The organism is Ruegeria sp. J8 (assembly GCF_056531925.1).
In genome coordinates this window covers 85,067-97,468 of record NZ_JBQFMR010000011.1, presented here as the reverse complement: position 1 = coordinate 97,468, position 12,402 = coordinate 85,067, and the positions used below count along the sequence as shown (strand labels likewise).

The 12,402-nt window shown below is 55.1% G+C and carries 12 protein-coding genes and 1 tRNA gene; 4 read left to right on the top strand and 9 right to left on the bottom strand.

Features of this window, described 5'->3' with window-relative positions:
• Positions 1-2 precede the first annotated feature (2 nt).
• From ACR0L1_RS19955 to gntH, 5 genes are all read right to left on the bottom strand, one after another.
• On the bottom strand, positions 3-794 hold the full coding sequence (locus ACR0L1_RS19955) for an inositol monophosphatase family protein (RefSeq protein WP_480860521.1): 792 nt from the start codon (positions 792-794) through the stop codon (positions 3-5).
• A 531-nt stretch (positions 795-1,325) separates the two neighbouring features.
• Entirely contained in the window at positions 1,326-1,529 is a 204-nt protein-coding gene (locus ACR0L1_RS19950) for an HGGxSTG domain-containing protein (RefSeq protein WP_272871086.1), read from the bottom strand.
• 350 nt (positions 1,530-1,879) lie between these two features.
• The gene (locus ACR0L1_RS19945) at positions 1,880-2,899 is read right to left on the bottom strand and encodes an AAA family ATPase (protein ID WP_480860547.1); all 1,020 of its coding nucleotides are present in this window, start codon (positions 2,897-2,899) and stop codon (positions 1,880-1,882) included.
• 11 nt (positions 2,900-2,910) lie between these two features.
• The gene (locus ACR0L1_RS19940; protein ID WP_480860519.1) at positions 2,911-3,681 is read right to left on the bottom strand and encodes a hypothetical protein; all 771 of its coding nucleotides are present in this window, start codon (positions 3,679-3,681) and stop codon (positions 2,911-2,913) included.
• Between the two features lie 199 nt (positions 3,682-3,880).
• Positions 3,881-5,212, bottom strand: coding sequence for a guanitoxin biosynthesis MBL fold metallo-hydrolase GntH (gntH, locus tag ACR0L1_RS19935; protein ID WP_480860517.1), 1,332 nt, complete (start codon positions 5,210-5,212; stop codon positions 3,881-3,883).
• A 115-nt stretch (positions 5,213-5,327) separates the two neighbouring features.
• Between gntH and ACR0L1_RS19930 the strand changes: the two genes are divergently transcribed.
• Positions 5,328-5,903: a TetR/AcrR family transcriptional regulator gene (locus ACR0L1_RS19930; protein ID WP_480860516.1), complete on the top strand. Its 576-nt coding sequence runs from the start codon at positions 5,328-5,330 to the stop codon at positions 5,901-5,903.
• Between the two features lie 127 nt (positions 5,904-6,030).
• Here the strand turns inward: ACR0L1_RS19930 and ACR0L1_RS19925 are convergent, their stop codons facing one another.
• From ACR0L1_RS19925 to ACR0L1_RS19915, 3 genes are all read right to left on the bottom strand, one after another.
• Complete coding sequence (locus tag ACR0L1_RS19925; RefSeq protein WP_480860514.1) at positions 6,031-7,569, bottom strand: site-specific integrase; 1,539 nt, start codon at positions 7,567-7,569, stop codon at positions 6,031-6,033.
• A gap of 282 nt (positions 7,570-7,851) precedes the next feature.
• Positions 7,852-7,927 (bottom strand) — tRNA-Ala (locus ACR0L1_RS19920).
• 141 nt (positions 7,928-8,068) lie between these two features.
• On the bottom strand, positions 8,069-8,395 hold the full coding sequence (locus ACR0L1_RS19915; protein WP_170775209.1) for a TIGR02300 family protein: 327 nt from the start codon (positions 8,393-8,395) through the stop codon (positions 8,069-8,071).
• Positions 8,396-8,495: 100 nt separating this feature from the next.
• On the opposite strand from ACR0L1_RS19915, the gene ACR0L1_RS19910 reads away from it, so the two are divergent.
• The 3 genes from ACR0L1_RS19910 to ACR0L1_RS19900 all read left to right on the top strand — a co-directional run bounded on the left by ACR0L1_RS19910 (position 8,496) and on the right by ACR0L1_RS19900 (position 11,108).
• Positions 8,496-9,191 carry a M48 family metallopeptidase gene (locus ACR0L1_RS19910; RefSeq protein ID WP_480860512.1) on the top strand — a complete coding sequence of 232 codons (696 nt, stop codon included), beginning with the start codon at positions 8,496-8,498 and terminating at the stop codon, positions 9,189-9,191.
• A gap of 30 nt (positions 9,192-9,221) precedes the next feature.
• Positions 9,222-9,869 (top strand): GntR family transcriptional regulator, encoded by a 648-nt coding sequence (locus tag ACR0L1_RS19905; protein ID WP_170775205.1) that lies wholly within the window; start codon positions 9,222-9,224, stop codon positions 9,867-9,869.
• 111 nt (positions 9,870-9,980) lie between these two features.
• Positions 9,981-11,108, top strand: a complete 1,128-nt coding sequence (locus tag ACR0L1_RS19900; protein WP_480860510.1) for a lytic murein transglycosylase — start codon at positions 9,981-9,983, stop codon at positions 11,106-11,108.
• Positions 11,109-11,378: 270 nt separating this feature from the next.
• Here ACR0L1_RS19900 and ACR0L1_RS19895 read toward each other — a convergent pair whose 3' ends face one another.
• A complete protein-coding gene (locus ACR0L1_RS19895; RefSeq protein ID WP_480552458.1) occupies positions 11,379-12,341 on the bottom strand; it encodes an acetyl-CoA carboxylase carboxyltransferase subunit alpha in 963 nt (320 codons plus the stop codon).
• Positions 12,342-12,402 lie beyond the last annotated feature (61 nt).

Here is a 12,402-nt window from a genome sequence, read left to right as displayed (position 1 = left end):
AGCTAAGCGTTCCAAGCGTTCTCTGCGATCTCACGCAACGTCTCGAACACATCTGGTGTCCCCACGATCACGCGCCCGCCGTCTCGGATCATCTCATCGGCGTCCTGATCCTCGACAACGCCACCCGCTTCCGAGACCAGCAATTGCCCAGCCAGACAATCCCATGCATTCATGTGCTCCTCCACGTAACCCAAAAGGCGCCCGGCAGCGACGTAAGCCAATGAAAGCGCTCCGCTGGCGTTTCTGTGAAACATCGCCCCGTGCTCGATCAGATCCTCGATAACAGGTAAGACATGATGGCTCTCAATCCGGTTCGAGTATCCCACAGCCACTGTTCCATCTTGCAACGGCACTCCTAACGCGACGCTTATCGGTGATCCGTTAAGTGTCGCAGTTTCTCCGCGAGTTGCGACAAAAGTTTCATCCACGTTTGGATCGTGGATCACACCAATTTCCGTTTGGCTCTCAGTGACTCCAGCCAGAACAATAGTCCATGCAGGAATACCGTTCACGAAATTCGTGGTCCCATCAATAGGATCAATAACCCAGTCAAAGCCACTCTCTCCCGCTACCGCGCCATGCTCTTCACCGTATACGCCATCTTTGGGCCACGCCTCCGCGATTCTTTGACGAATGAAAGTCTCGACGTTCTTGTCCGCCTCGCTCACCCAGTCCTGAGCGCCTTTTTGATCAACAATAAGATTGACCCGATCTGCAAAGAACTTTTTGGCAAGTAGCCCAGCCTCCTCGCAGACTTCGGTGGCAAAGTCTCTGCGTCCTGAAAGTCGAGACATAGGTGCTCCTTTTTCGGTGGGAGTGTTTCCCAACAACACTGTAGGCCAAGCGAAGACTAGGCAACCACATAGTCTTCTCGCTTGCTTCAGGTGCCAATATTGGCTCTATAAACCTTGAGTTACTAGAGTCTACAATCTTCTCCGCGATGAATCTCCCGATCGATAGTTCTCTAATTTCTGTTTGGATTGGATGTAGAACCGACTTGCGTTAGCGCAGCTAATATCCTGAGACACCTACCCTTTGAATGTCGGCTTACTTGCCGGCGTTTAATTTGGTCTGTGCGCGCAACAAAGTTCGGCTCTCTATTCGAACCGCAGATCTGAAATGTCCGCTTCTCTAATTGGGCGTTTGGGTCAAGCTCGTTTTCTTTCATTGTATCGGATCACTGTCGCTCATCCGGGTCACGCTTCTCTTCGCAGTCTGGGTGATGCCTCGTGGGGCATCGCCATTGTGAGCGATGTTGTGGAATCTGATGGGTACGGATTGCGTGCTCCACCGGCAGTGCAACGGAGGTATTGCACCGCCTCCCTTTAGTCATCCTCTGTTTCAACTTTGGCTCTAGCTTTTCGCTTCCCCTTTGGGCCGGTGCTGAGGCCGCCATGCAACCTGCAACGCCGTTTTCCAGGTACTACCCGGGCTTGGCATTGGCCACCGGCTCGGGTCCTAGCGCCGCATGTTGGGCGCTCTGTCTTAGGCAAGGGTTCCCTGGCATCATTCAAGCCCAGCTCAGCCATCCGTTTGCAATTTACGCCGTGGCACTGTGAGCAATCCCTACGATAGTCTGGATGCTTGTGCGCCTCTGCTGGGCATGGTCGCCAACGTGACCGAATTTCACGCCAATCAATGGGATCGCTTTGAAAGAGCGAGCGTAACTCAACTTCTAGCTTTGTCGGTCGCCCCATCAAAAACCCCAACAATTGTTAACATACTCGGCAAACCCCATGATGCGCGTAGTGTTTGGTGTTCGGTTCTCACAAATATCATTGAGTACTGCACCGTATCTCGCTCAATGGTGGTGTGGCGACTGTTTTCTGCATGTTTGCCACACCCCACCACACCTCCGCTTTCGGGGTGGGTGTCGCACTTATGTGTTTGCCCATTCACCTACCTCCAAACACGGGCGTTCCATACGTTTTGCATCCAACAATTTGACCTTCTTCAAGGCACCAGATTTCAACCATGCCTCGATCATTTTTTTGATGCGTATGCGGTCTGAACAGGCATCAAGTGCCAAGACTTCCGCAATAGTCAGGCCTGCCCAGTCCTCACGAGCCTGGTCTGAATACCGTAGTCCTTTTCCATCCAGAGCTTTCTGCACAGCAAGAAGGTCGGCCAATGAAATTCCATCAAAGGTACCGGGCCAATTCCAGACTTCGACTACGCCTACGCTGTCACCGTTTGACAAGTGGACTGAAGCTAAGCGCCGCCAGACACGACCAGCAGTGGGGGCAAGGTTTGCCTTGTCGCGGGTCACTGCAAAGTAGGTAGACGGGTCCTCTTTCACACCCGCTTCAGCCTTCATGCTCTCTGTCATCTTGTTAAGCACCCGACCGGAACGCGCCGCTGCCAAAAGCGCGGTTGCACCTCGCCCACTTTCGGTTGTTGCTTCTTCACCGTTGGTTTTGCGAGTGTGGTGCACAAGTTCGATTGCACAATTGCAACGGTCTGCCAGCCGCGCCCATTCCTTTGCCACAAGGTCGATTGCGCCGTTGTCGTTCTCGCCCACCTGATGCGACAACACGAACGGGTCGATAATCAGAACATCGATTTCGCGCGCTTCGATCTCTTGGGCTAAGGCCTCCATTTCCGGCTTGACGATCTGGACGCCTTCACGAGTTTGAATGGCGGTACTGAGTTCGCGTTCCCGGCCCGTGTCCACAAATAGACGCCCTGAGATTTCCTCGGAGGCGACGTTGTGATGTTGCATGGCCGCGATGATGCGCCGGTTCATCTCGTCTCGGGTGTCTTCCAGGTTGTATATCCAGACATTTAGGTCTGATGCGGTCCAATCACCCAGTAGGTCGCGGCCGGAGGCCATTGCCAGCCCTTCGCAGATCGTCAAAGACGATTTCCCGACGCCGCCGGGTGCGACCGTCACCGATATCTGTTTGCGGATCAGGTGTTGCCCGTAGAGCCAAGGACGGGGCGGAATAGTGGACCTACACCAAATCCTTCGTCGAAAGACCGGTTACCACCAATTCCCAGAAGTGCTTCGCCGTAAACTGCAATGCCTTCGTTGATGTTGTATCCAACTTGAACTTCCGCAGAGCCTGACCATGCATCTTCTTCCCAATCATATGGGGCTTTCAAATCTAACTTTGCCCAGTAGTCGGTTGCGAAGGGTTGTAGCGCAATTAACCTTAGCGCCGTCTGGCTGATGTCGGTATCGCCATTGTAGTCAAAAAAATGCTGGACCAAGGGGATAAGTGAAAGACCAGTATCTTGGTTTCCAAAGGCGACCCCGACGAACGGTCCGAGCTGATCCGAACCTGTACCAATACCTTGGTCTTCGTTGCCAAACTCGACTATCCAATCAAGGCCCACCGCCGCGCGATACCCCCAAGTCTCGTTCAGCAAGCCCTCTGTTGGAAAATATATTAGTTTAACGAGCGCCTTTTCCCAGTCGCTGGAAGACACGCCATTTGCTGATACACTGTTGTAGTGAAGTTCGTATTTGATCTTTAAATTGTCGAGCGCCATGAAGGCGCCGTCAATGAAGTAGTCTGTTTTTTCACCGCTATTTCCGTCAGTATGCTGAATTCTAAAATCTGTGTTCCGACCTTTTGAAAGTGGGTTAGAGGCGTTTTCCGCTGCTGCCCCGGTTTGTGCAAGGGCAAAGGCCAGAATGCAGGCGGTATTGGTTTTCCGAAATTTAGAACTCTTCATTTTGGTCGCTTTGGAACCTCCTCCAGAAGTAGGGTCGGCGTAGCCTGAAGAGCAGTCGCCCGATTGTTTTTAGTTAGAGTTGGGGTCGAGCCCAAAGCAGTCATTTTCTAAAACCTCGAGCGGTAGCGTTGAGAATGTCAAAAAGGCAAGAGGCGACGCTCAGCGCGCCGCCTATCCAAGACATGTTTAGTGCAGAGGATCAATTGTTGCTGGGGTATGGGAACTCTTTTCCCAACACCTCGGACGCTTCCTCGTAGATTGGACGTAGCACGTCATCCACGTCCCAAGTTCCTTCCGCAATAAACTCAGAATAGTTCATTGCTTCGACCGGAACGCCGCTAAGTTCAGACCATGCTGCACGATCTTCGTCCAATTTTGGAGGGATCGCGGGCGATGCCAGTGGAGGGGACCAAGTATGGTGATCAACTATGGCGAGCCGCTCTTTGATGTCGTCTTTCGTGACATTCCAGACCATGTAGTCTTCTGCGAGGCTCAGTGGTCCTTCGTAGGTGGATCGAATGCGATCATAGACCTCGGCAGTTGTGTCGTGGTCCTTGAAGAAATGATAGGCGACCGCATGGCGGGGTTGGATCGAGCTCATGATTTTGCCAAAAGCCTCTGGCGCAGTGTGAATTTGCGTCCCAACTTGCAAAGCCGCTTCCGGAGTAAACCCGAGTTTTTCAACCAAACTTGGCACCGCGATAAAGCACTCATGGATTACGAGGTCAGCATCTCTGGCGTACTCGTCAAACCACTTATTGGGATAGGTGTCTGAACTGAACACGAACTTGAGGTCGTTCCATTCAAGCGCGTAGCTCACTGGACCGTCTATCGAATGAATTGCGGGGAAAGAGCGAATGACGACCCCGTTTTCCTCGTAAACAACTTGGTTTTCGACTTTGTAGTCGAACTCGTTGACCTCAAGCTCAATGCCTCTGGTGTCAGTTTGGCCGACGCGACCGGCAATGTCCCACAAAAGCATACTTTGCATCGATTGCATCGCCGCAGCAGTCCCTAGTTCTGGAGTGGGTCCGCTGGGCCCCCAAATACGCAGAGGAACGTTTCGTCCCATAATCATCCCGCCCACATACAAGTCAATTAAGTCGCCGAAGTGGTCGGTGTGCAGATGCCCTATGAACACCTTGTCGAGATAGTTGTACGGGATTTGCATTGATGAAATCCGCTCCGCCGAGCCGGAGCCAATATCGAATAAAAACTTATCGCCATTGCCAAGTTCAACCAAGAAACATGCGGCCGCCTGTGCTGCTCGAGTTGTTGGCATGCCTGTGCCGCAAGCCACAACGCGCATTTCATCTGGCGCGAGATCTTCCGTGTTGGGGTAATAAACATCGCGGTGCCGGTCACGAACCATTGTTGGTGACACTTCAGTTTCATCTTTACCAGCTTCTTGCGCTTGGGCGCTGCCGAAAATCCCGGCATTTTGTTCAGCTTCGTTTTGGAAGGCGTTAAACAGACCCACACTTAATCCGCCAATCAGAACACCGAACATGATCGCGTTTTGTGTTTTCATTTTCACTTCCTCCCCTACTGCGGCATGCGTTTTTAGGTGTTTCAAGTACCGCAGAAAAACCGTAACATAGCTAGACGATAACGTCTAGTCGGGGTCGTACAGTTGAGGCTCAGTTGTGTCTGAAGAAAAAAAAGTTTCTCGAGGGTTCTCGAAAAAGGACTGGCTTGAAGCCGCTCTTGAAATGATGGGAGAAGGCAGTCTCGCTGACTTGACAATCGAAAGGTTGGCCAAGCGCTTGAAGGTCGCAAAGAGCGGTTTCTATTGGCACTTTCGCAATCGCAACGCGTTATTGGACGCGCTGCTTGAGTATTGGGCAGAAGATCTGACCCGCAGCGTGACCGAAAACGGTGAATTACTGTCACTGGAACCAAAACAACGATTGATAGAAACATCTAAGGCAATTGTGAGTTCCGATTTAGCACGGCATGATCTGGCTGTTCGGCATGCCGCTGAAAAAGATGAGAAGATCGCAGAAATTGCCCAACGCGTTACTGAGTTGCGCCTAGATTTTGTAAGACGCGCGTTTTCTGAACTTGGGTTCAATGGCGACGACTTGGAGATGCGGGCTATGCTGTTCGTCGGTTACCACACTTGGGAATATACAACGTTCCAATCAATTCCGAAGGAGCGCCGAATGGAATTGATCGGAGAGCGAATAAATCTGCTCACGGCTTCGGCGCAAAGCAAGTGATAAGCTGGTACATTAGTCTCGACTACTTGCTATCGACCTAACCGACAGCAATTGGTGAGAACGACCGCTCCGTCCGCAAAGTAGGCGTTAAAGCTAGTTGCAGATAACGACCGCTTTGTGCCCAACTTCAGCCTCCAGCTTCTCGGTACCCTTTGACGTGCTCTAAACGCAGTTCTCTGTACCTGATCTTGCAGATCGCTTCGTTTAGCAGTGACAATGGAACATTTCCGTCGCCATAGCGCCCCGCCATTCCGGGCAGCGCATGGCCCAATAGAATGTCATTTATATCGGGTTGTATACCGGCGTGACGGCAAGCATCTTTAAAAGTGTGACGGAATGAGTGGAACGATGTCTTGGTTGTCTTCGCGCCAATTCTGTCGATGTAGCGATTAAAGTCTTTGCTGGCCTGATCCGAGTAGTAGCCAGTCGCCCCCAGCTTTAGTTCAGGGAATATCCGCTCGTGGCCTGCCTGTCGCTGAGCCTTAACGAAGCGGAGAAAGCCAAGTCGGACTAGCTCGGGATGTATGGGAACCAGTCTGCTTTTGCCGAACTTGACGCGTTGGTCTTCGTAGCCCTCTTGGACCCGTATTAGGGGTATGCCCTCTTCTTGGTCGATATCATTAACACTCAACTGGCACAGCTCGTTCAGTCTTGCGCCTGTCCAAAGGGCTAGTAGTGGAAGCCAATACCAACTGGTATCGCTCAGGTCTGTATCTCCCGGCAACGTGCGGAACCGCCTAGATTTGCATCCAGTGAACAGCGGGCTGTTGAAGATGGTTTGCAGTTGCTCTTTGCTAAACGGGTCATGTTGGTTTCTGGCTTTGTTGTTGTCATCTACCTTCATCGGCCCAAAGATGTCTGCAACCTCTTCGTCCAACTGTTTGTCAGCCCACTTCCATATCCCCTGCAGCCTTCCCAAGGCCTTGTTGACCGTACTTAAGGACAGCGTTGGCAGGCCGTGGTCTTTAGCAGCTTGTACTGCTTCTCTAGGTGTTAAGCCAATCGTTTGCGGTAATTTATTCCTGTTGCTTGGAAGCTCAATCAGGACATTCTTAAACTCTCGTGCGTCCGTTTTTCTATAGTCTAGAACCGGACGATCGCCTTGCAATTCTATGAAGAGGCCTGACCAAGCCTGATAGTCGTCCAGCAGCTTGTCTGACCATTGGCCTGTCTGTTCCGCCTCAGCTTTTCTTTCAGCGAAAAGGGTGGACAGGAGCGGGCTGGAGAGCACCTCTGGAGGCTTCTTTTCAACTTTGGTGGCGTTACAGCAGGAAGGAGGCTCTGGGCTCTCGGGGGCACTCACAGCCGCGCTGGGCTGCTTCCTGAAATCGTATGTCTCGAATGTCTTGTCGTGCTCCAGCATCGCTTCATGAAAGCCAATCCAAGCCTTCCGAATTTCATCAAGAATGGCCCACTGGGTTTGGATTGGTTGCTTCTGGGGAATGCCGGATGCGTTACAAAAGGACTGGTACTGCTGAGTGGCATAGTCCTTCTTCATTATGTCCCAGAAGTCTTCGTTGTCCGCCTCATGAAGTCGGATGGTGTCAGCGATGCGTTCTTTCTCTAGTTCGGTATAGGGGCCGAGTTCATCCCTACGTGCCTTTGCCTTCTTTAGTACTTCCGTGAAGTGCTCATGCACCTTTGTGCGCAGTTCTCCGTGGTTCATGCCCGATGCTTCTATGTGCTTTGTTATTGTGTCGCCGCACACTGCAAGACGCCTTGCCAGAGTACCAGCCTCTTTGGGGCATCTAGTACGCAAAGAAACACGAATGGTCCCACGTGTGGTGCTTGGTCTAGTGTCGGGTTTTGGTCTTGTGTCGGGCAGTGGCCAACGAAAGTAGTAGATGCCATGTCTGGACAGTGAGAGATACGCATGCAGCTTCATTTTGTGTCACACCTGTGTGTCACACCGCTCTAGTGCATACTATCCAGTTGTATTGTTAGGTTTTGGTGGAGCCTAGGGGAGTCGAACCCCTGACCTCTTGCATGCCATGCAAGCGCTCTCCCAACTGAGCTAAGGCCCCATCAAGGTACTGCTTAAGCAGTGGGCGGACGTTTATGAGACGGCGGCGATGAGCGCAAGTCCAAAAAAGGAATTCTGGAAAAAACTTTCGCCCCAATATCCGGGATGGTTCGAGGCGACGCAGGGTCGCCTCTGAACGGGATCAGTTTTCGTCTTCCGACGACATGTCGGTGATGTCGTCCAGCGAAACATCATCATTGCTGTCGTCATCATCATCCAGCAGGTCATCGTCCAGATCGACATCGACATTGTCGTCATCGTCCAGAACCAGATCTTCGTCCGACGCTTTCTCGCGCGCTTTGGCCGATGCCGCATCTTCCGCGTCAGCAGCAATCATCCGGCTTTTGCCGGTGTCCAGTTCCACGATCTCGCCGGTATAGGGGCTGACGATCGGGTCCTTGTTCAGGTCGTAAAACCGCTTGCCGGTTGTCGGGCAAACGCGCTTTACGCCCCATTCTTCCTTGGGCATGTGAAATCCCCTTGATATCAGGTGAGTCGTAATAACGATTCAGGTCACGTGCCACATGCAGCGGGCACTGTCAAAGCCTTTGAGCAGGAGAAACCGACCCATGGGGGATCACGCCTTACCGGGAACGCCTCGGGTCCCGTTGACGTTACGAAAATCGGCGCGTGCGCGGCGGATCAGCCTGCGGATTTCCCAACTGGACGGGCGGGTTACGCTGACCTACCCGCGAGGGGTGCCCGAGGCCGAAGCGCTGAGTTTTGCGCGCGCCAAGGAGGATTGGATCAGGCAGCACCTGCAAGACCGTCCTGACCCCGAACAGGTTCAGATCGGCCAGAGCATACCGGTAGAAGGGGTCGACCGGCGAATCGTTGCTGCACAGGGACGCCGTGTTACCTTGATGGGCGGTGAGATCGCGGTGCCCACAGGGTCGGAAGGGCGCAGGCTGGCTCGGTTCCTCAAGGAATTGGCACGCGACCGGCTGACAGAGGCCTGTGATGACTATGCGGCAATGCTGGGGCGGGACTATTCCAGCCTGACCATCCGGGACACGCGGTCGCGGTGGGGTTCATGCAGTTCGGCGGGCGGGTTGATGTTTTCCTGGCGTCTGATCCTCGCCCCGTCCGAGATCCTGCATTATGTCGCCGCGCACGAGGTGGCACATTTGGTCGAGATGAACCATTCTCCAGCGTTCTGGGCGCAGGTGGAAAGGATTTTCGGCGACTACCGGGATCAAAGGCGCTGGCTGCGCGACAACGGGGCGCAGCTTCATCACTATAGATTTGATAGCCCGCCGAGTTGACGGCGGGGCTGGATGTGATCACATGGGCACATGCAGAGCCCTCGTTCCTCCGACTCGCAGACCGCGACACATGACCGGATCTATCGGGCGCTGCGCGCGCGGATCATGCATGGCGAGATTGCACCGGGCCACGCGCTGACCTTGCGTGGGATCGGCAAAGAGTTTGGTGTATCCATGACGCCCGCCCGCGAGGCGGTGCGGCGGTTGGCAGCCGAAGGGGCGCTGTTCCTGTCCTCGTCCGGGCGCGTTTCGACGCCTGAGTTGACCAATGACCGGATCGAAGAACTTGCCGCCCTGCGCGCACTGCTAGAGGTCGAATTGGCTAGCCGCGCCTTGCCGCGTGCCCATATTGCCCTGATCGACCGGTTGCAGAGCATCAACATGACCGTGGCCGAAATGGTCACGAAAAGGGACGCGGTAGGCTATATTCGCACCAATCTGGAGTTTCACCGCACGCTCTACCTGCGCGCACAGGCCCCCGCGATGCTGGCGATTGCAGAAACGGTCTGGTTGCAGCTGGGGCCGACCATGCGGGCGCTTTACGGGCGTTTGCGCCGGACCGAGCCGCCGCATTACCACAAGCTGATCATAGCCGCGCTGAAAGCGGGGGACGAGCCGGGATTGCGCTTGGCGGTGCGGTCGGACGTGACCCAGGGACTGCGGATGCTGGTCAGCTAGGCGGCTTGCCGCCGAAGGGCCTGTCGCCGTGTGAATGGACGACACTTTGCTGGCTTGGGGCCGGCCGCTGCTGTAGTCTGGTTCCAATCAAAACAAGAGCAGATTTCAGCCATGATCAATCGTCGGGTATTTTCCATCGGCCTCGGGGCGTCCCTTTTGACAGCTTGCACGGAAGGGGCGCAGATAACCGCCCCCGCATCGCGGATGCGTGCGGTTCCGAATGCAGGTTGGGACGCTTGGGTCGCAAGCTTCAAAAACCGCGCTGCGGCGCAGGGCATCTCGCAAAGCACGCTCAACCGGGCCTTTCAGGGGGCGGGCTATTTGCCAGGCGTGATTGAGCGCGATCGCAATCAGGTCGAATTCAAACGCTCGCTCGAGGATTATCTGGCCATCGCCGCTTCGGACGAACGGATCGAGACCGGCAAGCAAATGATGGTGCGTCACGCTGGAACCCTGTCGCAGATTGAATCGCAATATGGTGTCGACAAAGAGGTTGTGGTCGCGGTTTGGGGGCTGGAGAGCCGCTATGGCGCACGGCGAGGCGATATACCCGTGATCTCGGCGACGTCAACGCTGGCCTATGACGGGCGGCGGGGTGCCTTTTTTGAAAAGCAACTGATCGCGGCGCTTCAGATCATACAAGAGGGCGACACGACACCTGCCAACATGACCGGCAGTTGGGCCGGGGCGATGGGGCACACGCAGTTTATCCCGACCTCGTATCTGGCCTTCGCGGTGGATCATACCGGCGATGGACGGCGTGATATCTGGTCTGATGACCCGGCAGACTCATTGGCTTCGACCGCAGCCTACCTTGCCCGTTCGGGTTGGGTGCGTGGCCAGCCTTGGGGGGGAGAGGTTGGGACTGTGTCCGGCACGCCAGTCGCGGTGCTGCAACCGCAGGTGCCGGGGCCGCGCATTGCTGTGTTCCGCAATTTTCAGGTGATCAAGCGCTATAACAACTCGGATAGCTACGCGATCGGTGTTGGGCACCTGTCCGACCGGATTGCCGGCGGCGCACCCTTTCAGGCCTCATTCGGCCCGGATGAGACAGGTCTGACATTGGAGGATCGGAAAGAGTTGCAGCGTCGCCTGACCGCGGCGGGCTATGACACGCAGGGCGCGGATGGAGTGGTTGGAAATAACACCAAAACCGCCATCAGCGCCTATCAACGCGCCAACGGCCTTTCGGTGACGGGCACGCCCTCGGTCGCGTTGCTGCGTCGGTTGGGGGGCTAGGGTCAGGACCCACTAATCTTGCACCACTGGCGCGCGAACGGCAAAAAAAAGCAATGGTTTTTGGGCGCGCCGGGACTGGCGGTGTCAGTTCCAAGCGATCAAAGCCGCTGCTTTGCAGCGGTTCACGCGTCCGAAGGATTTGACTGATTTTGCCTCTGAACTGCGTTACATCCTTTAGAAATAGAAACACCATTCCAGCAAGAATGTGCCTTGTCAGAACCAATATCAGTCAAACCAGTGGCGCAAGATTAGTGGGTCCTGACCCTAGGCCTACGCGGCTAGCCCTTTCGCGCCGATATCTAGGAATTTCTGGCGGCGGTGCTGAAGCAGCGCGGCGGCATCCTTGCCGTCCAACTCTTTCAGCATGTCCGTGATGGCTGCGCGCACCGATTCCACGGTGGCCGGACGATCGCGGTGGGCACCGCCCTTGGGTTCCGAGATGATCCGGTCGCATACGCCCAGCTTATACAGATCCTGCGCCGTCAGGCGCAGTGCTTCAGCCGCTTCGCGCATCTTTTCAGCGTCCTTCCAAAGGATCGAGGCGCAGCCCTCGGGCGAGATCACCGAATAGACCGAGTGTTCCAGCATCGCCACCTTGTTGGCCGTCGCAAAGGCAACCGCACCGCCCGATCCACCTTCGCCGATGATGACCGAGACCAGCGGTACGCCGATCTTCAGGCACATCTCGGTCGACCGCGCGATAGCCTCGGACTGGCCCCGTTCCTCGGCCCCTTTGCCGGGGTAGGCGCCAGCGGTGTCGATCAGGGTGATCACCGGCAGGCCAAAACGCCCCGCCATCTCCATCAGGCGCACGGCTTTGCGATAGCCCTCGGGGCGCGCCATACCGAAATTCCGTTCGATCCGCGATTTGGTGTCGGACCCCTTTTCGTGACCGATCACCATGACAGGCTGGTCGTTGAAGCGGGCCAGCCCGCCGATCACGGCCAGGTCGTCGGCAAAGTTCCGGTCGCCCGCCAGAGGGGTGAATTCCGTAAACAATTCTTTGACATAGTCCTGACAATGGGGGCGTTCGGGGTGACGCGCCACCTGGCATTTCCGCCAGGGGGTCAGATCGCTGTACAATTCATCCAGCAGTTTGACGGCCTTGGCGTCCAGCGCGGCGGCTTCTTCGGCCACGTCCATCTCTTCGTTGGCGCGGGCCAAGGCGCGCAATTCCTCGGCCTTGCCTTCGATCTCGGCCAGGGGTTTTTCGAAATCCAGATATTGGGTCATGACGCCTCTCAACGCGGAAATTCATTGCTATATGACCTGACGTCGCGAGGGATGCAACTCA

What these genes read in the sequence shown, in the direction of transcription:
- ACR0L1_RS19955 (WP_480860521.1), bottom strand. Translation starts at nt 794, where the DNA reads ATGTCTCGACTTTCAGGACGCAGAGACTTTGCCACCGAAGTCTGCGAG.
- ACR0L1_RS19950 (WP_272871086.1), bottom strand. Translation starts at nt 1,529, where the DNA reads ATGGCTGAGCTGGGCTTGAATGATGCCAGGGAACCCTTGCCTAAGACA.
- ACR0L1_RS19940 (WP_480860519.1), bottom strand. Translation starts at nt 3,681, where the DNA reads ATGAAGAGTTCTAAATTTCGGAAAACCAATACCGCCTGCATTCTGGCC.
- gntH (WP_480860517.1), bottom strand. Translation starts at nt 5,212, where the DNA reads ATGAAAACACAAAACGCGATCATGTTCGGTGTTCTGATTGGCGGATTA.
- ACR0L1_RS19925 (WP_480860514.1), bottom strand. Translation starts at nt 7,569, where the DNA reads ATGAACCACGGAGAACTGCGCACAAAGGTGCATGAGCACTTCACGGAA.
- ACR0L1_RS19915 (WP_170775209.1), bottom strand. Translation starts at nt 8,395, where the DNA reads ATGCCCAAGGAAGAATGGGGCGTAAAGCGCGTTTGCCCGACAACCGGC.
- ACR0L1_RS19910 (WP_480860512.1), top strand. Translation starts at nt 8,496, where the DNA reads ATGGGGGATCACGCCTTACCGGGAACGCCTCGGGTCCCGTTGACGTTA.
- ACR0L1_RS19905 (WP_170775205.1), top strand. Translation starts at nt 9,222, where the DNA reads ATGCAGAGCCCTCGTTCCTCCGACTCGCAGACCGCGACACATGACCGG.
- ACR0L1_RS19900 (WP_480860510.1), top strand. Translation starts at nt 9,981, where the DNA reads ATGATCAATCGTCGGGTATTTTCCATCGGCCTCGGGGCGTCCCTTTTG.
- ACR0L1_RS19895 (WP_480552458.1), bottom strand. Translation starts at nt 12,341, where the DNA reads ATGACCCAATATCTGGATTTCGAAAAACCCCTGGCCGAGATCGAAGGC.